The sequence below is a fragment of the Nitrospira sp. T9 genome, assembly GCF_052156535.1.
GTDB lineage: Bacteria > Nitrospirota > Nitrospiria > Nitrospirales > UBA8639 > Nitrospira_E.
The window spans coordinates 415,748-435,819 of the sequence record NZ_JBQKUP010000041.1 but is presented as its reverse complement, the minus strand read 5'-3'; the positions used below and the strand labels follow the sequence as shown (position 1 = coordinate 435,819).

26 protein-coding genes are annotated in these 20,072 nt (G+C 49.2%); 6 read left to right on the top strand and 20 right to left on the bottom strand.

What is annotated here, in order from left to right; all coding sequences use genetic code 11:
• Positions 1 to 2 precede the first annotated feature (2 nt).
• Positions 3 to 512: a M67 family metallopeptidase gene (locus ACTRXD_RS18780; RefSeq protein WP_442433312.1), complete on the top strand. Its 510-nt coding sequence runs from the start codon at positions 3 to 5 to the stop codon at positions 510 to 512.
• A gap of 110 nt (positions 513 to 622) precedes the next feature.
• Positions 623 to 973: a hypothetical protein gene (locus ACTRXD_RS18775; protein WP_312748067.1), complete on the top strand. Its 351-nt coding sequence runs from the start codon at positions 623 to 625 to the stop codon at positions 971 to 973.
• Positions 974 to 1,144: 171 nt separating this feature from the next.
• Here ACTRXD_RS18775 and ACTRXD_RS18770 read toward each other — a convergent pair whose 3' ends face one another.
• From ACTRXD_RS18770 to ACTRXD_RS18700, 15 genes are all read right to left on the bottom strand, one after another.
• Positions 1,145 to 2,344: a substrate-binding domain-containing protein gene (locus ACTRXD_RS18770; RefSeq protein ID WP_442433311.1), complete on the bottom strand. Its 1,200-nt coding sequence runs from the start codon at positions 2,342 to 2,344 to the stop codon at positions 1,145 to 1,147.
• Between the two features lie 164 nt (positions 2,345 to 2,508).
• Positions 2,509 to 3,189 carry a hypothetical protein gene (locus tag ACTRXD_RS18765; protein ID WP_442433310.1) on the bottom strand — a complete coding sequence of 227 codons (681 nt, stop codon included), beginning with the start codon at positions 3,187 to 3,189 and terminating at the stop codon, positions 2,509 to 2,511.
• Positions 3,182 to 3,703 (bottom strand): peptidylprolyl isomerase, encoded by a 522-nt coding sequence (locus ACTRXD_RS18760; RefSeq protein WP_442433440.1) that lies wholly within the window; start codon positions 3,701 to 3,703, stop codon positions 3,182 to 3,184. Before ACTRXD_RS18760 ends, ACTRXD_RS18765 begins: the two co-directional genes overlap by 8 nt.
• Positions 3,704 to 3,729: 26 nt before the next feature.
• Positions 3,730 to 4,797 (bottom strand): hypothetical protein, encoded by a 1,068-nt coding sequence (locus ACTRXD_RS18755; RefSeq protein WP_442433309.1) that lies wholly within the window; start codon positions 4,795 to 4,797, stop codon positions 3,730 to 3,732.
• Between the two features lie 58 nt (positions 4,798 to 4,855).
• Positions 4,856 to 5,656, bottom strand: a complete 801-nt coding sequence (gene tatC, locus ACTRXD_RS18750) for a twin-arginine translocase subunit TatC (RefSeq protein ID WP_442433308.1) — start codon at positions 5,654 to 5,656, stop codon at positions 4,856 to 4,858.
• Positions 5,657 to 5,694: 38 nt separating this feature from the next.
• Positions 5,695 to 5,940, bottom strand: a complete 246-nt coding sequence (locus tag ACTRXD_RS18745; protein ID WP_312748079.1) for a DUF465 domain-containing protein — start codon at positions 5,938 to 5,940, stop codon at positions 5,695 to 5,697.
• Positions 5,941 to 5,986: 46 nt separating this feature from the next.
• Entirely contained in the window at positions 5,987 to 6,541 is a 555-nt protein-coding gene (gene rimI / locus ACTRXD_RS18740; RefSeq protein ID WP_442433307.1) for a ribosomal protein S18-alanine N-acetyltransferase, read from the bottom strand.
• A gap of 47 nt (positions 6,542 to 6,588) precedes the next feature.
• Positions 6,589 to 7,284: a tRNA (adenosine(37)-N6)-threonylcarbamoyltransferase complex dimerization subunit type 1 TsaB gene (gene tsaB, locus ACTRXD_RS18735; RefSeq protein ID WP_442433306.1), complete on the bottom strand. Its 696-nt coding sequence runs from the start codon at positions 7,282 to 7,284 to the stop codon at positions 6,589 to 6,591.
• A 51-nt stretch (positions 7,285 to 7,335) separates the two neighbouring features.
• On the bottom strand, positions 7,336 to 8,121 hold the full coding sequence (locus ACTRXD_RS18730; protein WP_442433305.1) for a hypothetical protein: 786 nt from the start codon (positions 8,119 to 8,121) through the stop codon (positions 7,336 to 7,338).
• A gap of 27 nt (positions 8,122 to 8,148) precedes the next feature.
• Positions 8,149 to 9,531 carry a DNA repair protein RadA gene (gene radA / locus ACTRXD_RS18725; RefSeq protein ID WP_442433304.1) on the bottom strand — a complete coding sequence of 461 codons (1,383 nt, stop codon included), beginning with the start codon at positions 9,529 to 9,531 and terminating at the stop codon, positions 8,149 to 8,151.
• Between the two features lie 111 nt (positions 9,532 to 9,642).
• The gene (locus ACTRXD_RS18720) at positions 9,643 to 10,509 is read right to left on the bottom strand and encodes a hypothetical protein (protein WP_442433303.1); all 867 of its coding nucleotides are present in this window, start codon (positions 10,507 to 10,509) and stop codon (positions 9,643 to 9,645) included.
• Positions 10,510 to 10,538: 29 nt separating this feature from the next.
• Entirely contained in the window at positions 10,539 to 10,793 is a 255-nt protein-coding gene (locus tag ACTRXD_RS18715; RefSeq protein ID WP_442433302.1) for a hypothetical protein, read from the bottom strand.
• A 115-nt stretch (positions 10,794 to 10,908) separates the two neighbouring features.
• Positions 10,909 to 11,196: a DUF507 family protein gene (locus ACTRXD_RS18710; RefSeq protein ID WP_442433301.1), complete on the bottom strand. Its 288-nt coding sequence runs from the start codon at positions 11,194 to 11,196 to the stop codon at positions 10,909 to 10,911.
• A 50-nt stretch (positions 11,197 to 11,246) separates the two neighbouring features.
• Positions 11,247 to 11,528 carry a DUF507 family protein gene (locus ACTRXD_RS18705; protein ID WP_442433300.1) on the bottom strand — a complete coding sequence of 94 codons (282 nt, stop codon included), beginning with the start codon at positions 11,526 to 11,528 and terminating at the stop codon, positions 11,247 to 11,249.
• Positions 11,528 to 11,896: a cyclophilin-like fold protein gene (locus ACTRXD_RS18700; protein ID WP_442433299.1), complete on the bottom strand. Its 369-nt coding sequence runs from the start codon at positions 11,894 to 11,896 to the stop codon at positions 11,528 to 11,530. Before ACTRXD_RS18700 ends, ACTRXD_RS18705 begins: the two co-directional genes overlap by 1 nt.
• A 137-nt stretch (positions 11,897 to 12,033) precedes the next feature.
• On the opposite strand from ACTRXD_RS18700, the gene ACTRXD_RS18695 reads away from it, so the two are divergent.
• Positions 12,034 to 12,807, top strand: a complete 774-nt coding sequence (locus ACTRXD_RS18695) for a ribonuclease H-like domain-containing protein (RefSeq protein ID WP_442433298.1) — start codon at positions 12,034 to 12,036, stop codon at positions 12,805 to 12,807.
• Positions 12,804 to 13,583, top strand: coding sequence for a PP2C family protein-serine/threonine phosphatase (locus ACTRXD_RS18690; RefSeq protein ID WP_442433297.1), 780 nt, complete (start codon positions 12,804 to 12,806; stop codon positions 13,581 to 13,583). The genes ACTRXD_RS18695 and ACTRXD_RS18690 overlap by 4 nt, the downstream gene beginning before the upstream one ends.
• A gap of 21 nt (positions 13,584 to 13,604) precedes the next feature.
• On the opposite strand, the gene ACTRXD_RS18685 is transcribed toward ACTRXD_RS18690, so the two are convergent.
• Positions 13,605 to 14,345, bottom strand: a complete 741-nt coding sequence (locus tag ACTRXD_RS18685; protein WP_442433296.1) for a 2OG-Fe(II) oxygenase — start codon at positions 14,343 to 14,345, stop codon at positions 13,605 to 13,607.
• A 232-nt stretch (positions 14,346 to 14,577) separates the two neighbouring features.
• On the opposite strand from ACTRXD_RS18685, the gene ACTRXD_RS18680 reads away from it, so the two are divergent.
• Positions 14,578 to 15,249 carry a DUF6445 family protein gene (locus ACTRXD_RS18680; protein ID WP_442433295.1) on the top strand — a complete coding sequence of 224 codons (672 nt, stop codon included), beginning with the start codon at positions 14,578 to 14,580 and terminating at the stop codon, positions 15,247 to 15,249.
• 78 nt (positions 15,250 to 15,327) lie between these two features.
• Here the strand turns inward: ACTRXD_RS18680 and recN are convergent, their stop codons facing one another.
• From recN to ACTRXD_RS18665, 3 genes are all read right to left on the bottom strand, one after another.
• Positions 15,328 to 17,058 (bottom strand): DNA repair protein RecN, encoded by a 1,731-nt coding sequence (gene recN / locus ACTRXD_RS18675; RefSeq protein WP_442433294.1) that lies wholly within the window; start codon positions 17,056 to 17,058, stop codon positions 15,328 to 15,330.
• A 25-nt stretch (positions 17,059 to 17,083) separates the two neighbouring features.
• Positions 17,084 to 17,431: a thioredoxin gene (gene trxA, locus ACTRXD_RS18670; RefSeq protein ID WP_442433293.1), complete on the bottom strand. Its 348-nt coding sequence runs from the start codon at positions 17,429 to 17,431 to the stop codon at positions 17,084 to 17,086.
• Between the two features lie 168 nt (positions 17,432 to 17,599).
• On the bottom strand, positions 17,600 to 18,157 hold the full coding sequence (locus ACTRXD_RS18665; RefSeq protein ID WP_442433292.1) for a hypothetical protein: 558 nt from the start codon (positions 18,155 to 18,157) through the stop codon (positions 17,600 to 17,602).
• A 443-nt stretch (positions 18,158 to 18,600) separates the two neighbouring features.
• On the opposite strand from ACTRXD_RS18665, the gene ACTRXD_RS18660 reads away from it, so the two are divergent.
• Positions 18,601 to 19,170, top strand: coding sequence for a cell wall hydrolase (locus ACTRXD_RS18660; protein ID WP_442433291.1), 570 nt, complete (start codon positions 18,601 to 18,603; stop codon positions 19,168 to 19,170).
• Here the strand turns inward: ACTRXD_RS18660 and ACTRXD_RS18655 are convergent, their stop codons facing one another.
• Entirely contained in the window at positions 19,171 to 20,049 is an 879-nt protein-coding gene (locus tag ACTRXD_RS18655; protein ID WP_442433290.1) for a sigma-70 family RNA polymerase sigma factor, read from the bottom strand.
• Positions 20,050 to 20,072 lie beyond the last annotated feature (23 nt).

Below are 20,072 nucleotides of genomic sequence, written 5' to 3'. Positions count from 1 at the left end.
CCATGCTTGCCATTCCGTCCAGCATCATCAACAATATGATTCTTCATGCCAGGGAGCTAGCTCCCCATGAATGTTGCGGCATTCTCTCAGGAACAGAAAATACCGTCGCCGAGGACTATCGCATTACCAATATTCTGGCTGCGTTATCAGACCAGGATCTTACACGCTTTGACGGAGCCAAATTGACCGACCTGCAACGCTTATCGCCGGAGGAGCGAGCGGATATCGCCTTTCAGATGGATGCCAGGGAAATGGCTATGGCTCAGCGGGACATTCGTTCAAAAAATCTTAATCTGTTAGGTTTTTACCATTCCCACACCTTTAGTCCGGCTAGGCCATCTCAAACGGATATCACTATTGCCATGGAATTTGAAAGCTACCGGGCCAAACTCCACCTCCCGGAACCGTTTCACTTGATTATTTCCCTAGAGCATACCGATCAGCCCGTAGTCCGGGCCTATAAAATCAAGGAATCCAAAGCCACAGAATTTCCCATCCAAACCTTGCCCTAAGTGGTGTCCTCCCAATCATGCCTGCAATTTTTATTGGAAAAAGCATAGACTTACACCCGAGATCTTGAGATAATGAGAAAGGCTTCTCAAAGCAACAAGAGGAGAAAATTATGCCAATCCCCCATCACCTGCTAGGTTTTCTGCTAGGGTTGATTGTATTTTTTCAGCCGGGTTCACAGGTGTTTGCGGAAGCTTCCACCTCGCTCCAGAAGTTCAACAGCCCCATTATGAAAATTGAATCTGACAAAGGGGTATTTTTAATTACAACCGATTCTGGCATTCAATGGGTTCAAGTTGATGAAGTGGCAAAGATTCAACTGAAGACATTGGATGTAGGAGATATCATCGACGTGATCGTCGAAATGCGATCAGATAACACCCCACCATTGGTTAAATCCTGGAAATTAGCCAGAAGTGGTTCCTCATGTAAAGTGTTCAATGGCAAGACCTGCAGTCCTTAAGCCTTTCCCAATAGGACAATTCTACCCGCACCTCCACCGACCTCAGCTGATGTCCATTGTCTCAATGCGGCTTAACGCAGCCGAAACGTTCCAGGCAGCTTTACGCAAGTAAAACATATGGCCCTAGGCCGTGACTCTGGCCATACCAGGGATATCGGGAGAGAGCCAGATTTACCAATGAAGAATTTTTCCGATTTCCGTCACCGTATATCCCCCCAGTGATTCGATTTCCCGCCTGAATGGTTGACTGACCATCGCATCAAGAAATTGAGACATAATAGGGTGTGATTTTAGAAATTCTCTGCGCATAATTAAGTCATACTGTTCTTCGCGAAGCGGAATGAAACCAAGACCATAATGACGAGCTGCGGCTTCCACTCCAATGCCCACGTCAGCCATACCATCTCGAATCAGGCGAGCGACTTCGAGATGAGACGGTACTTCGTGCTCATATCCCAGTACCTGCTCTCCAGTGAATCCTGATTTCTGAAGAAGGGAATCCAAAAGAAATCTCGCTCCGGCTCCCAATTCCCGATTGACGAGACGAAGTCCCGACTGGCCAAAGTCATCCACACCACCGATGTGTTTGGGGTTTCCCGGGTAAACCAACAGGCCTTGCACCCAAGAAGCAAAGCGCACTCCGACAAAATCATGACCAGGAATATGGCGTTTCAGGTAAGGAACGTTACTTTGCCCGGATTTCACATCCACAAGATGCAATCCCGCCATATGCACTTCATCCCGTTGCAGAGCACGGAGTGCATTCGCGCTTCCCATCGTCCAATTCGTAATTCCCGCCAGGGTATTTATCTTGCGGACATGCTCGCCGGCGAGAAATAACGCCGGGTCACACCCGGCAATAAGAATCCCTTTTTTGATCACGTCCAAAGAATTCAGTAATTGAACCTGCACAGAGGGCCTTTTTCCGCTGGAAGATTTCTTCCCCTGTTCCTGAATTATTCCATCAGCCGGCATCACAAAATTCAACACATCGCCCAGTTCGGCCATCGGTCTGGCAAGTATCCGAGATCCAACGAATGACAGCTTCACCCTTGTCGGCTGACCCAATGGCGTTGTCCCCCCAATGAACTCAGCTTCAACAGTTTCTTCATGATCTTCAAGGATGAAAAGATCCTCAACTCGGCACTTCAACGCACGAGCGAACCGTAGGGCAATGTGGGTGCTTGGCAAATATTGATTGGCCTCTATGGCGTAGACTGCTTGTCGTGTCAGGCCAACAAGGACTGCTAATTCTGCCTGTGAGATTCCCTGTTTTTTCCTTCTATCCCGCAAGCGATTACACACGGATTCTTGAGGCGAGACCTTCGCCTGCCGTGAGGTTTTGGGACTTTTAGAAACCATGTTTTTCATGATCGTACGGCTCTATCAAGGAGAATGCCCGCTGTCTTTATGACCTGCTCAACATCCCTTAAGCACCCTTGCGCCTCTCTCAACCCAACCCCATTGCTATAGGACCCGTAGATGCCAGTCCCGCACCCTATCCCATCCCCTACCGGTCACCTTAGGACCCATCCTTACATTTTCATCATCGACAATCGGGAAAGATCGAGAACTATTTCGCCGCTATGTTCGTCTCCAAAAATAGCGTCCCAAAAACTTTTCTTTTTCGGCAGTACCGTCTCTTCTGTCTCATAGAGTAAATCCACGTCAAGTGGAGCAAGAGAAAACAGTGGATACCGCCGATCATAGATCAGTCCTGCAGGAGGAATCTCATAGTTAGTACGGTGATTACTGATGATGACGTGGAGATGCCCATATCTGACATACATCCCACCGGAAGTCACTTCCCGTTTTGTAGCATTCACCGGGTGACTGATGTAAAACGTGACCAGTTCCTGGGGAACAGCTAATCCTAATCCCTCCAGCAATCGTGGCACCAATAATTCAATTTCTTCCTTATTGAAAGCCGGCTCGGGATCCGCGAGGCCACGAATCCAGCGAATGGGGCCGGATCGATACTCACGCACCCGTAATCCGCTCAGGGCCTCGATCATTTGGCGGCGAGACATGGTAGCGGGATGTTCGTTCAATGTCTGAGGAACATCAGGATCAACCCAGGGGGAGACCTCAAGCCGAACAAACGATGTGGGATTTTCATAGACCAGGTAGGAATAAAATGGGGGAGCAACACACCCCGCGAATAGCCATCCAATAAGTAGGCAACACAACCAGACGCCGCGCCACGTCTTAGGCATTCGCTTCAGAGACACTCATGGTCATTTCAATTCGTTCAAGAGGATTATCATTGGCATCCCGCTTGGCACTGACAATTTGATCCACTGTCTCCATACCACTCACCACCTCACCAAACACCGTATATTGACCATCTAAAAAACTCGAATCCGCCACACAAATAAAAAACTGGGAGCCCGCGCTATTGGGATCTTGTGATCTCGCCATCGATAGCGTTCCGCGTTTATGAGGCTTGGAGCTAAATTCCGCATTGACGCGATGGCCTGGACCACCCATTCCATGACGTGACCGATCGTGATCCTTACTATTGGGATCTCCCCCTTGAATCATAAAGCTGGGTATCACCCGATGAAATGTCGTGCCGTCATAAAACTTCTCCTTGGCTAATTTCAACATATTCTGTACATGGTTAGGCGCGACGTCCGGAAAAAGCTTTAAGTGGATATCCCCCAAGGCCTCGCCGTTCACCCGGGTGTGAATAGTGATTGTCTGACTTTCATGAGTTGCGTCGCTCATCATACCGTCCTTTCCGTTACACCGATTTATTCATAAGGGCCCTTGGGAACCAACTGGATACCCAACCCCTGGCTAATATTCGTCCAATGCGCACCCCCGTCTTGACTCCGAAATGCTCCGCTACTGGTTCCAGCATATAACTCCCCGGCATTCGATATCGTGAGACTTTGAATAGCCAGGTTGGTCAACCCGGTATTCATGCCCATCCATTTTTGCTGATCATTTTTCCAACGAAAAATTCCGTTTCCGGTCGCCACAATGACATCTTTATGATCGGGGACAATGCTTCTGATTGAATCATTGGGAAGATTCCGACTGAGGGAGGACCAGGAATGGCCTCGATCCGTACTCGTGAAAATCCCCCCATCCTGTGTCCCTAAAAAAATGTGTTGCGCCTCATTGACGGCAATGACCCGAAGATAGCGATGCGGCAACCGCTCCCGTGGATCGATAAATATGGATTGGGAGTCCACCCAAGTAGAAGGAGAAGAGTGTTGAGTCTCCAACTGAAAGAGGCCTTTGCCTGAAGTCGCCGCCAACAGCTTGCCATCATCCATGATCGCAAGGCCCGGAACCAGAATCCGATCCAATCCGGCTCCGACAGTGACCCACTGCTTCTCGGCTTCAACCCACCGATACACCCCAGTTCCTGTTCCCGCATACACGACATCCTGGTGAACCAAAAATGATTTGACTTCCGATTCGTGTAATCCGGTTCCAATAGATTCCCACGTCGTCCCCTTGAGCTCAAGACGATATATTCCACCACGCATTGTCCCGGCATAGATATGCTTCCCAGGAATCACGGCCAGACACAGCAAGAAAGGGTCAGTCAAGCCTCGATTCAACGGCTCCCAGGATTTCCCCTTATCTTGGCTTCGAAAAAGTCCCATTCCAAATGACCCTGCATAGACCACTCCGTCCGGGGTCACCACGAGGGTTTGAATACTGGGGGAAAATCCTTTTTGGGTATTTTGGGAGTCATCAGGATGAAGAGAGGGAATATTCGAGACGGAATGCAGCGACGATACCAGAGAATGACTTTCTCCAAGTCCGGAAAATCCCATAAGCCATAAGGAGGCCACGGTGCCCACAAGACAATTCCATAGAGGTCCGGGCATTCGGGTCGATTGGTGAACGGGTCTAATCGGTTTAACCTTTTGCCGCATGGTCGGGTGCTTCTCCCTCCTCAGTTGCTTCACAATTCTCCCCCGCCGGCAGAGGAGCACGACCAAAGACCTTTGCCCCCCAAATACCTATTTCATATAAAATGATCAACGGAACAGCCATTAATAGCATGGTGAACATTGTCGCATCCGGGGTGATCACCGCAGAAAGAATCAACGCCACCAGCGCCGCATGTTTACGGAACCGAATAAGGACGGATGCTTGAATGACACCCACGCGGGCCAAAAGAGAAAGCACCAGTGGAATTTCAAACGCAAAACCAAACGCCAGAAGAAATTTGACGTTAAAATCGACATAGGTGCCGACAGCTAATTCTGGAGTAATGGCTCGATCCATGCCAAACGTGACAAAAAAGTTGATGACCAATGGCAGGATCACCATATTGCAAAAGCCCAACCCCAGAAGGAAAAACCCCAACCCGAGGAAGAAAAGCGGCACGGCCCAACGTTGTTCCTTCTGAAGCAACGCCGGCTCAATAAACTTCCAAAATTGGTACAGAATGATAGGGACACTGGCAATCACCGCCGCCATAAAAGAGATTTTTATGGAGGCAAATAATGCCTCCGCCGGAGCGTAAAAAATCAGATCATCTTCAAAAGGCCGTTTGAACCAATCGATGAGAATGGAAGAGTAAGAAAACGCTATAACAAAAAACACCATGATCGTGGCTCCCACGATCAATAACCGGCGTTTAATATCACGAATGTGGCGCTGAAGGGGATGCACCACCGCATTCATGGCCATGGTAGGGGAAAAAGCAGCCATTAGAAAGTGGGACTTAAAGTGCGAAGTAACCGTTCGAATTATCCAGGTGTTTTGGCATTATCACGTGAGGCACGATGTTCACGAATCAGAGCGGCCATTCGATCTTTCTTGCCAAGTTTTTCCTTCTGTAAATGTTTTTTAAGAATTTCTTCCTGAGGAGTCAACACATGATGTTTCAATAACTGCTGAAGCTCCAGATCCAACCGGTGATGGGATTCCTCCAATTCCTGATACTCCACATTGGATGCCCGCAAATTTTCGGCGATTTGTTCGTCCGTCACCATCGGTACCCTCCTGTGTTAGTAGTGAATGTTGAACTGGTGACCGTTTCTATTTACATTCGGCCGGGATTCCCAGGAGATCATTTTTGTCAGATTTGGGCTTGAACAGAGGCTCCAGAATCATAAGGATAGCATCCTCATTTGGATTCGTATAGTAGGAACTTCTTCTGCCATATTCCTTAAATTCAAAGCTCTCATAGAGACGTTTCGCCACCTGATTGGAGTTCCGAACCTCTAACATCCCCCGACAACATCCCTGAGCACTCCCGATGCATAAAGCTTGTAAAATTAACTGCTTAGCCAATCCCTGTCCACGGAAATGAGGGTGAACCGCCAGATTTAAAAAGCGGATTTCTTCAAAAATCACCCACACGCAGCAATAGGCCAGCATGGGAATTTCCTGTTGTCCCTTTGGACCTGGAATGACAAGAATTCGGCTAAAGGCATTCCCTTGCAATTCGGCTTCAAAACTTTTTTTCGACCAGGGGACAGAAAAGCAGGACTCTTCCAGACTCACCAATGCGTCCAAATCAGCCAATATGGCCAACCGAATATCCTCATGGTGTGATAGTTCACTTCCCACGACAGGGTCATTTGTGTCCATGCTTTCACTCCTCTATTGATGTCACACGAACAGGTATCCCAAAAGTCTCACCCGATGGGATTCAAGCTTATCGTTTTCGATATTTCTGCATACGATGGCTGAATATAATGTGGAGAGCAGCCTAGTGGAAGGAGATCCCCTCGCTCCAGCAGGACCCGTCCTGCCATTCCAATCCCTCTGGCTGATGGCCATTGCTCATCGGGAGGAGCTTCGACAAGGGAAAACCCTTTTGAAAGGAGAGTCGCCCGGTTCTGCATCCACCCATCTCCGAGCACAATGGTCGGCTCGGTCAGACCGCCACAAACCTCAATGATGTCCCCAATTTGTGACTCTTTCACGCACACCATCTGCTGATTTTCCCAACGGAACAGAGCCCAATACACGATCCCCGGCCGAATACCGATAGTGCTGAGCAAAGGGAGCTCGGTAACAGAATGATTCCAGGCAAGCCCTTCGAGTGTGGAAATCCCCACCAACGGAATCTGTAAAGCAAACCGAAAGGCCGTCATGGTCGCCAATCCCACCCGTAGTCCAGTGAACGTCCCCGGTCCTATGGACACCACCAAGCCTTCAAGATTTGATAACTGCAAAGAGACCGAGGTTAACAGGCGATCGATGGTGGGGATGAGTTGCGGGGTCAAAGGCTGCCCCGACTCACAGGCCACACTGGCTAACAGCTGGTGGTCCCGAAACACGGCCACACTCTGATGGGGGGTGGCAGATTCTAGAGCTAAAAACAACATAATAATGGATCCTGACTTACCAATTAGTGGTTGCTGGATGCATAAGGGCACCTACGAGGCCGCATTGACGATAAACTCCTTGAAGTGCAGGGAAATGGATCCTCCGCTGGGTCGATAGTCTGTCGCCCGAACCACAAACGGCAATCGAACCGGAGCGCTATCTTCGCCCGTGGCGACTTTCACCTCTCGATAATCTTCACACTCTACCAATACAACCATGTCATCGAATGAGCGTCTGTATTCAATCGACGTCACATCCAGGGTCTGGGCATCCACCCAGGTCCGTACGGTGAACTCATCCTGAGATGAGGTAGATGAGGATGGGTTGGCAGCCAGATCAATGCGATAGTGTTCGTTATTTTTCCACACGCGAGCCCCCTCACCGACTACCCCCGGGACTTTACCCAACATGGCATCCAACGCACGAAGACTCAGCATCACGGTGTGATCCCAGGGTGAAGGCTCCTGAGGTTCATCTACTCTTCCGGTGATCACCTTGTCTTCACCGGATAAATACAGTTCATACTCGTTGCCCCTGCGATGAAAAGTCATCACGGGAACACCCATACGGATAAAGGTTTTCAGATCCAAGATATCGGGATGCACATACGAAACCGTGCCAAGAACATTTTGGGAAAGCGGCACACCAGAACCAGAAATGGACGCCTGAAATAATCCTCGAAGGGTGCGAATGGTCGACTCTTTTTGACGTAAGGCTTGGAATACCTCCTGTCGATCCGCCTCGTCTTCAAGCAGTTGTAATGATCCTTGAAAGATTCCGGCGCATCCGACAAGGAACACCAGCGGCAACAAGAACCAGCGACTAACAGCTTTCATTGTCACAAATCCAATTGACTACGCCGTTTATGAGGCAGGACTCACAACCGTTTCCCAAATATCCCCAATGTCACGAATGCCAACGACTTCCATGCCAGCTACAGGTTTCCATTGGTTAAGATTCGGCTCAGGAACCACGCAGCGTTGAAACCCCAATTTCATCGCCTCACGAATGCGTAGGTCCGCATGTTGCACCGGCCTGACCTCTCCGCCCAACCCGACCTCGCCCATCACGACCAATCTGGGATCCAGCGCTAACTCCCGAAAGCTGGAAAGCACCGCACATACGATGCCCACGTCAACCGTCGGCTCATCAATCCGAAGCCCTCCCACCACATTCACGTACACATCGTACCCGGTAAAATGCAACCCCAATCGTTTTTCAAGAACGGCCAACAGCAAGGACACCCGATTCACTTCCACACCTTTGGCCATACGTTTCGGCATGGGGTAGGTAGTCTCCGCAACCAAAGCCTGCAACTCAACCAATAAGGGCCGAGACCCTTCCACGCTCGACACAACAATAGATCCGGCACCATGTCCGATTCGTCCGGTTAAAAACAGTTCGGATGGATTCCCAACCTCGGTCAGCCCCTCATCCTTCATTTCAAAAACCCCGATTTCATTGGTCGGCCCGAAGCGGTTTTTCACGGCTCGAAGAATTCGATAGCTCTGGCCTTTGTCTCCTTCAAAATACAACACGGTATCGACAATATGTTCCAGAAGCCTTGGCCCGGCAATCACGCCTTCCTTCGTCACATGCCCGATAATAAAGATAGGAACATGGGTCCGCTTGGCATACCACATCAGGCGGCAGCCAACCTCCTGAACCTGGCTAACACTACCTGGGGCTGATGTGAGTTCCTGCGTAAAAACCGTTTGAATGGAATCCACGACAATGACACCGGGATTCATCTGCTCAGCCACTTTGAAAATTTCTTCCAGGGAGGTGGCAGCAGCCACATACAGGTTGGGGGATTGAATGCCTATACGATCCGCCCGCATCTTAATTTGCTGAGGTGATTCTTCTCCCGATACATACAACCCGACCTGTTTGGCCGTTCCCAGGGAGGCCAGGGTTTGGAGCAAAAGTGTCGTTTTACCAATTCCAGGATCGCCTCCAATCAAGATAACCGATCCTGGAACCACTCCCCCACCAAGCACTCGATTCAATTCTTCAATACCAGCCTGAAGACGAAACTCCTGAGTCTGCACGATAGAGCTGATTGGGACAGCCTCCGGTGTTCCTCCGGAGACACTTCGCTGTTGAAGGGTTGAATGATCTTGATCAACCTCCTCCCGCAAGGAATTCCATTGCGCACACTCCGGACACCGGCCGCTCCAGCGGACGCCTTGATATCCACATTCCTGACATACAAAACGGGTTTTGGGTCGTGCTGCCTTCACCAAGACTTCTTCCCTACGATCTGGCTCATGAGCAGAAAATTATTTAGCATTCCCCACTATCCACATCCGATCGTTGGACCGTTCGTCGACCGGCATTTTGCTTAACTGTCTCCATCAAAGATGCCTTCGGATACGTGACCAATCATTGAGGACAATGGCCCGGCGTGGGAACCGACCCTTTGTCTGTGGTAGCGGTAAAATCACGGTTTGCAGGCGATTTTGAACGAGTACTTCCGCAAAATCTACCGTGCGCCCGATACCTCCACTCACTTTTTCCCAACCCTCTGTTTTCAGATCGTGTATGAGTTCGGTCAATGCCGTTGGCGTCTTCTGAAGGATTCTAATCATTCCTGGAGGGAATTGGTGCTCGCGCAACCAGTCCTGAATATGTTCAAGATGCCCTCGCCCGGTCAAGTCCAGATATACAAGGTTGTAATAAAATTGCGCGAGTTTGCCCAATTCTGCCGCTGCTGCTGGATGGGCATCTCCTAATATGAGGCCCGGATCCTTATAGAGTTCAGGCGGAGGGGGATCCATAACCAGCTCTCCCTCCACTAACACCGCCAAGTCAATCAGCAATATGGGACGACGACGTTCCCAGGAGAGAAGGACGCCTTTCCCTTCGATGGCCTCGGTTTTAGATGGCGTCACCACCTTCACAATGATTGATAAATTCCCCCGCATACTGGGAGAAAAGTCGAGCCGAGCCCACCCGTTCGCGTCGGTATTCGCCTGGCCCACCGTCCGGCCATGCACAATAAATTCCAAGGGCTGGTCCGGCAAACCAATCTCCCCTTCTGCCTCGGGATTGGTTAAGCGTGCCTGTAATTGAATGGGCTTCCCGGGAGAGGTGAGCAAATCAGTCACCGACAAATTAGCCGCCTGAGCCAGTGAGGCATTTAGCCCTATTAGGGTCACCAAAATTCTCATACCCCAATCCACCATCACTAACCTCGTCAGAGGACGATCGCCTTGCTTCATTCTACGGTCTCCATGTGGCTGGCAGATGGTTAAAATAATCCTCGTCCGCGCTTACCAAATGCAAACGCATCGAAGCCCGCCAGAATGGCAAACTGCATATAAATTAGCCAACCTGTCGGCCAGAAAAACTTGGAAATAATCAATAAAAGAATCCCACAGACCAGGAAAATATTCCCGCGTTTGACACCTAGGTACAGATGACCGATCCCCGGCAAAATGGAGAGGGTGGCGGCTCCAAGAGCATGCATGGTCTTTTCACGATCATTCACCAGAGTACCCTTCACAAACCATACCATTGGCCCTCAAGAGAGTTCCAGATATTAGCATCTGCACGGTAAAAGGGTTGACGGCACACTCGCAGAATAGAAAGAAATCTGGAGGGGTGCAAAGAGGAGTTCTTCAGCTTAGGTTCCGCTTACGTAATTCTTCCTGGTAGGTTTTTTGATAAAGGACATCCCACTCTTGGGAACCTTCTGGAATCGGCCGTGCATATGATTGCAATCGATTCCGCACTTTTTGCACCAGCTCCTCTTCCGCTTTCATGTGCTCGGCCAGCACGCGCTTCACTTCACGAAGGGCATGAGCAGAATCGCCAATCATCTTTGCCTCGGACATGCCGGTGACACTGGTCAGAATTACATGCGCAAGATGAGTCTGTTTTTCGTCGCTGAGGATGGGTGTATTCATTAGCAATTCAGTCCTACGACCTTCCTTTAAAGTTTATTCTGCCATATGCCCTATAAAATGACCCCGCGTTCTTTGATGAGCTTTTGCTTCACCATCGTAAACATTTTCTGATAATCCGCTCGGCCTTCTGCAAACTCTCGTTCAAACTGTTTTAACATCTCCCGGACATCCGCGTTCAAACGATCTTCCACCTGCAACTCGGATAGAATGGCTGCTTCCAATTTCTGAATCACCACTTCCGGTTTTCCTTGAATTTGCAACAATCCACTCGCCTGTAATCGTTCAATGACTGAGACGGCCATTTGATGTACGCGAACTTTATTGAGTCGCATCAGGTTCCTTCAGGAAGCTGTTCCACTCTCATAAGAGACGCCCCTATGGCCTCCCTCAACACATTCGGATCACCTATCACTTTTCCAATGACGTTCACCCGATCAGCAGGAACCGGATCATCTCCGAGGCTCATGGGAGTGCGTCCAAAGAAGACCGCCAACATCCCCCCCATGCCCCAAAAAGCGACATCGCCAACTTTTACCTGAGTGGTGGCAACCTCTCGATAGTCTTTGACCCCTGGCATGTTGCAATAAAATTCTTCTCCCCACTGATTCACGGGGACCTCAATAGGAAGAGCTTCAACCACAGCCTGTGCGGTTCGATTCGGTTTGAGTTGTGCAATGACCTGGATCCCACCGATGGTCATTTTGATTTTCTGTGGACGGAATTCCATATATTCTCGCTTATGCTACGAATGAAAGAAGATCTCAAGATTGCTTCGAATGTAGCTTGTCCTCTTGGTGAAATCAAGGTTAGAATTAGGCTCTCTTCCCGTTAAGACTCATGCTAGAATCCACATTTCTTTTTTTACCGGGCATTGGAGAATCCACTGAACGCCTCTGGTGGGAGGATGGCATTGACACGTGGGACGCTTTCCTCAAGAAACCTATCGCTCCCCGCATTTCCTCGTTTCGAAAAGCCCAATACAATGAAGATATTCTGGAAGCGCAAAAACAATGGAAGGCACAAAATTCCCGTTTCTTTACCCGCATCCTGAAAGCACGCGACCACTGGCGTCTTTATCCAAATTTTCGATCTCAGGCAGCGTTTCTGGATATTGAGACAAACGGAATTCCGTTACCCGATGGCGAGATTACGGTGGTGGGTATTTACGGAAAAGGTCGCATGACCACGTTGATTCAAGGAGAAAACTTATCGGGTGAACGCTTGCAGGCGGAATTTGCCTCATACGATCTTCTCGTGACCTTCTTTGGCTCAGGCTTTGATGTGCCATTTCTGAAGGCCAAATATCCAGACTTGACGCTTGACCATCCCCATATCGATTTGTGTTTTGCGGCCAGACGTCTCGGATTAAAAGGTGGGCTGAAGGCGATTGAAACGGAAGTAGGGTGTTATCGACCGACCTCACTGGAAGGACTGACGGGGTGGGATGCGGTCCGTCTGTGGGAAGAATCGCAACTCGGACAATCGGGCTCTAGAGAGGTGCTTATCCAATATAATGAGGCAGACTGCAAAAACCTGGAGCCTTTGGCCGATCTTATTTACAACCGTCTGGTTCAACGTCATGGACTCCCTGAATATATTGCTTCCCTATGACATCCGCGAAACGCTTTGATAAATGGACCGGCGTCGGACTGACGGATCTTGGTCTGGTTAGAAAACTGAACCAGGATGCCTTTTCACTCGATAATGCCCTACAATTGTGGGTGTTGGCAGATGGGATGGGCGGACATGCCGGGGGCGAGGTAGCCAGCCAGATTGCCGTCAAAGCCATTCCTGATGTCGTTCGAACCCAACTCTCGACTGAAACCTCACCCTCCGTTCAACCTGACAAATTAGAATCGCTGCTGGGTCAAGCTCTTGAATCCGCCAATCAACGTATTCGAAAAGCAGCGGCAGAAGACGATTCCCTGAAAGGAATGGGAACAACCATTATCGTGGTCGCCATCACGCCTTCTCCTGCAGGATACCAGGCATGCGTGGCTCATGCCGGCGACAGCCGTGCCTACCTCTTTAGGCGGGGCACGCTTTCGCTCTGGACAAAAGATCATACCCTTATGGAGGAACGGTTAGCGCTGAATCTCATTACAGCAAAACAGGTTCGCACTCATCCCCTTCGGCATGTGTTAACCAAAGCTCTTGGAATTGATCCTGAGACACGACCTACCATTCAGACCTACCCGCTTGAGCCATCGGATCTCATTCTGATGTGTTCAGATGGACTCACAAAAATGCTGACTGATCAGGAGATTCAAACTATTATCCGCCAAGAAGCTCCACAGGCCGAAGCGATATGCCGAACACTTGTGGTTACTGCCAACCGATTAGGTGGAGAAGACAATACGACTGTCGTGTTAATTGGGTTGCACTGAGGAGGGATCTGGAGAAAGTTTTCAACGGTGGGGTTTTCGAAACATGGCCGACCATCCAAAATATCCCACGGCATCTTTCATATTCGAAAACCACCGTTGGGCCAGACCCATTGACGGGTTAGTGACGTATTGAAGCGTGAGCACAATCCGCTCTTCTCCAGCCCCCAGCGGCGTAACGGCATGATGCAATTTATCGCCATTAAAAAAAATAAATGTGCCGGGGTCAGTCAGGAGGGATAACTCTTTAACCTCTCGCCCCTGTTCTTTGGTATGTAAACGACAGACCAATCGGCTGCTTGATTGATCCTGTAATCCTAATAATACCGTAAATCGATCGCCCTTATAATACGAGGTATCATAATGATACCCGATATGATCTCCAGCCTCGGTGTAAAAATACAGAGCACAGGAATGGGGATCCTCTTCTGGACACAGCATTAACGGAACTCCGGCAATCCGGCTCAAGAGGTCGATCCATCCCTGGTGGTGATAGAACGCAAGAATGGCCGGAGCCGATTGCTGCAAAAGATAAAAACTGACACTTCCCCCCTTTTTATGCCCTGGTATAAAGTTTCGATTGATTTGGGGCCGCACGCGCTCTACTTCCCGCATAAATTCCTGAACAACCGGAGTGGGGAACAAATGCTCTAAAGCCAGGAACTCACCCTGCTCCCAATAGTGACGCGTGACCTCCTCAACCTTGATGACCTGAAGTGTCTCAGTCAACAGTTGATCAATGTCGGACACCGCTGGATTGAGCATAATCACTCTCCTTCATCCCTTCAGACTTCAAACCTTCAGTCTATTTTTTTTTCAATGTCGTTATTACCCATAGCTTATCATGATAACCATCACATTCTCACCAGACTATCCAACAATACATCCGCTTGACCTCACCCTGACTGACGTTTTATGGTGCCAATTTTCATCCACGAACGCTCATGTCGTCTCACAATTTTCTCCTCTGCTCAACCACTCTGCCTGACTTGTATTTATGAACCGACTCCCCTATCGCGAATTAATTCATGGCCAGGATTATTGGATTCAAGATCAGGCCCTCCCAAACGCATTAGAGATTGCCCAACGATGTATTGCCATTCCAACCTGGACCTTGGGATCCCCCTGGCGGCCGGAACCCTGGCCCGGCATGCGGGCTCCTGGAGCTCTGACTCCCGATGAACTGTGCACCGTGGAAAGCTACGTGACCACACATTTAGGTATTCCCAACCTCACTCCCCAATCGGATAACGAGGCAGGACTTTCCGGACACAATCATATTCAGATATGTGGAGGAGCTGAGGGAGTCGCTCGCCCACATGTCGACTCTGCCAGAATTTGCGATTACGCCGCCGTCCTCTACCTCCACCCAAGCCCACCCACATCACATTGCGGCACATCCTTTTACCGATTGCATCTTCCCGGAGAACCACTAGACGGCAACTATTGTCCAAAAGATTATGAAAGTCTTAGCGAAGTACCTGGGGTATCACAGGAAATGGATCCTACCATGTTCAAAGAAATCCTAGAGGCCCCATATGCCTTCAACCGCCTAGTTGCCTATAAATCGGATCTGATCCATTCTGCAACAGGGTATTTTGGCTGGGACCATGCGTTAGCTTCAAAAAGAATGGCTGTCGTGTTTTTTTGGAAAGCCGGATCTAAATAACTCTCGATAACAGGGAAAGAGCTAACTACTCGTACATGAATGGCTATCCTGAATGTATCAAACTCATTCGAATTGAGATTAGGTTTGGGCAGGTTTCTTTTTTGGCTTTTTATGACTGGGGCCTACGTGAGGACTGCTTCCCCGATCCAGCATTTCACCGGCGGTTTTTCTGATCGTTGGAGTTAGCGTGCCTCCTCCCAACATGCGAGCGATTTCGGTTTCCCGATGAACTCCCGTGACTTCATGGACTTTCGTTAACGTACGGTCCTCTAGCGTTATTTTCTCAACCACAAACTGTGCATGAGCCTGCGAGGCAATCTGCGGAAGATGGGTGATACAACACACCTGATGAAATTGAGCCAACTGGCGCAAGCGACTTCCCATGACGATGCCGGCTTCCCCACCAATCCCACTGTCAATTTCATCGAAAATGACGACAGGCGTCTGATCATTTTCCGCAAACACGGTTTTTAAGGCCAACATAATTCGAGACAGTTCTCCACCCGATGCAATTCGGCCCAATGGCATCAGCGGTTCTCCAGGATTGGGAGCCAGTAGCATCTCAACCCGATCCATTCCTGCCAATCCAAATCGATTGTCTCCGTTGGCTATTTCAATATTAACCTGCACCTCCATTGTCGACATTTTAAGAGCCGCTAATTCCTGCTTGATCTCTTTGACCAAATTCTTCGCAACTGTTTTCCTCCGGGCCGACAAGTCTTCTGCCAAGCCCTTCATCGATTCATATCGACTGGTCACTTCGGCCTGCAAATACCCCACCTGCTCTTCTCCATTTTGGAGTTGCGCTAAATCTTGCTCCAGGGTCTTGGTAAGTTCAATTAAATCTTCGATCGGCTTTCCATATTTCTTTTTCAGCCGCTGAAGACCGGCCAACCGACTATCAATCAGATCCATTCTCTCCGGATCATACTCGATCCCAGTCCTGTAATCCCGAAGGTTATCGGTCACTTCCCGCAACGACATATTCGCTACTTCCAACAACGGGACCCACGATTCACCTTGCGCATCAATTTTTGCAAGCTCTTGTACCCACTCAGTCACCTCACCCAGATGATCCAGAACCGATCGCTCGCCTTCATGTAAGGCCGTAAAGGCTTGATTCGATAATTCTCCTAATCGACCGCTATGTTTCAACCGATGATATTCCTGGCTGAGAGTCTCTTCTTCTCCAGACTGCAACTGCATTTTGACCAGCTCATCATATTGATATTGAAGGATATCCTGCCTATTGGTTTGATCCCGTAACCTGACCACATATTCATCCAAAGCCGCCTTTTTCTCGACCCATTCTCGGTGCATCTCCTGATAGGATCCGACGACATCTTCAAGATTCCCAAACGCATCCAGCAATTTGAGCTGGGTCTTAGGGGAGAGCAATGATTGCTGATCATGTTGACCATGGATATCTACCAACTGAGGACCGATGTCTTGAATCGTTTGAAGAGGGGCGAGTTGCCCATTGAGGAAATTGCGATTCCTTCCCGACCGGGATAACATCCGACGAACGATAATGTCCTGTTGGTCGGGCAGGAGGTATCCATCCCCTTGCAACCTGCTCGAAAGAGGATGGGTCGGTGGGATGACAAAACAGGCTTCTAGCAGAGCTTCCTCGGCACCAAACCGAATATGCTCCGCAGAGGCTCGTCCCCCGGTGATTAACACCAGAGCATCAATGAGAAGAGATTTTCCAGCCCCGGTCTCCCCCGTCAAGACAAGAAACCCAGGGGAAAATTCCAAATGGAGTCGATCGATGAGGGCAAAGTTGGAAATACGCAGCTCGGTCAGCATAACACCGAGTCATCGGTCCCGCTGATCAGGCAGGGGAAGTGGATTGAGCCAGGAGCGAGTCAATGACTTGTTTGAATTGTTGCTTCGGTCTTGCACCAACAATTTTTTCGACAACTTGGCCACCCTTGAAGAAGAGAATACTTGGGATACTCATGATTTGATATTTTCCCGCAACTTCTGGAGCATCATCGGTGTTGAGCTTCATGACTTTGAGTTTGCCTTGATATTCCTGTGCAAGCTCATCGACGATTGGGGCCACCATTTGACAGGGTCCACACCAAACTGCCCAGAAATCCACCATCACCACCTCTGAAGCTTTCAGTACTTCCCCATCCCAATTCGTTGCATCGGCTTTGGCCACTAATTCAGACACTGACTGCCTCCTTGGATAAATACGACAAAATGTCCAGATTGTCTTGGCATCCTAAAACCGCTCTTGTCGGACTGTCAACTCACTCATATACGATTAACTGACTCAGTAGCATTGCACCCTGTGTGATCTGTTTGACCTCCTCACTCCCAGGCAAGGCAGGGATAGCATTCACCACTGCCATTCATCCGGGGTACCGGTCCACCATGAATCAGGGTTCAATTCACGCCAACGGGTTTGTTGTGCCCATAATTCATCCGTCCGCGTCCGGCTCAACCGATTGGCCATTGCTGCGGTCACATCAAATTGTTGACGAATGCCTTCATGAATGAGTTCTTGGGCCATACGAGGCATGACATTTGGCGGATCAATGAGATCGAGAATATCCCGTGCGGTCAAATTCAGCGCTAATTGCTCCACTTTCACATAATCCTCCTGCATGGCTAATGATCCTAAATAGCCATCAATTGCCTCATAGACATAGGCCAAATACACGTATGCTTCAACCGAGGGATTGCGGTCAATATTTTCCTGGCAAGCCCCTACTGCTCGACGGTAATCTCCGGCCATCAAATACACTTTAGCGTGCGCAAGAGGTTGAATAGGCAGGACAGGTACCTGATCTGACTGAGCCCAACCATTGGAAAGCGGTAACGTACCCAGAAGAATTACTCCCACTCCGAGACATATCATTTCCCTTACTCGTTCGCTCACCGACGAAATGCTCATGTTCCCCTCCATCACTAAAATCGCGCAACAGACATCATTCTCGATAGATTCTCTGTTCTTTCTCCATACTTTTCGACGATTCACTTAACCCATTTTTAAGATTGTCAGATTTTTGATCAGTACGAGAATCTCGAAATCACCCTGTTTTCAATCACTATTAAATTATAAAACGTGTGGCCTAATCTTTGATGTCCCGAACCACGACACAATGGTAGGTAACGGCCACTTGTTACTTATGAAAACACAAAAAGTCTAACACCAAACCCTTCCCTACAACACAAGACTCCTAAAAACACATTCCATTGACCAGTCTAAAACGTCAATGGCATGTACTTTGCGGAAGACCGTGTCCAAGAAGAATTTTATTGAACCTGACTCCTCAATATCTAAACATAAAATTAATGCGTAAAAATTTTAAACCCACAAAGATTTAAAGGGATAAAATGAAACGAAACCAAACATTGTTGTCATGTATCCTCATCATCGGCGTAGAAACCTTGTCCATATGCTTACTCCCCGTCTCACCAACACCCGTAAATTCGGCCGATACGGCATCGGTTCTTTCGTATTCTTCGCCTGTATCACCATTGCATCTAAAAGTAATCCATGGGCAGGAATCCAGCCACAGCGACGACATTTTAGCCGCCCTAACCATCTATCTGGAAGCCGGTGGGGAAAGTTTTGCTGGAAAGTTAGCTGTCGCGGCCGTCATTCGGAACCGAATGGCTCTCAAATACCACAGCGACGGCACGGTCAAGGGCACGGTTCTTCGTGCCAAACAGTTTGAACCATGGATTGGACGTAATCCAGAAGAAGTAGATTTTGATCAAACAAATCGAATCATGCAAGATAGTTTGTTAGCCTGGAAGGTTGTACAAGACGGGCGGAAGGTGGTGGATGGGGCGGTACTGTTTTATAATCCCCAACTGGTCAAAACTCCCCGGTGGGCTCAGTTCAACCGTAAAGTGGCAAAAATTGGCGGACACGAATTTTTCAATAAGCAAACCATTTAATTAGTCGCGGACAACGGGCGTTTTTCGTAAATTCCTGGGTCGAGGCGCGCTGCCCCCTCCATCCTCAATACGTTTTAACTCTATGCGTAGATGTCGAATGGCACCGGAATGTACCCGACAGACGCCAGACTCGGTCAGACCCATTTGCCGACCAATTTCTTTCATCGTCAATCCGGCATGATAATACGATTGAAGCACCTCTTGCTGGCGTGCCGATAATGTCTGGAGCGCCGCTGACAATGCCGCTTTCATTTCTGCATCCGCACAGGCCACAAAAGGGTCCAGATGGTTGACGTCCGGCAAAACATCACGGAGGGTGCATTCATCTTCTCCCTGCCCAACCGGCTCATCCAGACTAATTAAACGAGGATCACACCCGCCCACTCCTTCTATTTCCTCAATAGGTACGCCCAACAGCGTTGCCAATTCCTGTGCAGTCGGTGGCACCCCATTTTTCTGAAGATGCTCTTCAACTATTTGTCGTACTTGATCTCGGCGAGATCGAACAGACCGAGGAACCCAATCCATTGACCGAATTTCATCTAACATCATGCCACGAATACGATATTCGGCAAATGTGCGAAATTTAATATCCCGTGTTGGATCATAGCGCTTCAACGCCGACAACAAGCCCATAGCCCCTGCGCTCGTCAAATCCTCGACATCCAAGGAAAAGGGATTCCTGAACGCCATAATTCCAGCCATCCGACGAATGGTCGGGAGAAACTCTAATAAAATCCGAGTAACATGCTCCTGATCGAGCTGGCCCTGTGCCTCCGTATGTTCTGCTTGGTCAGGACTACCCGAACCGGGGTGAGACGAGTTGAGTTCTTTGATACCAACTGCTGTCTTTGTAAAATGTTGTGCGTCTTCGTCCATATTTTGGCCTTTCCAGGGTGACC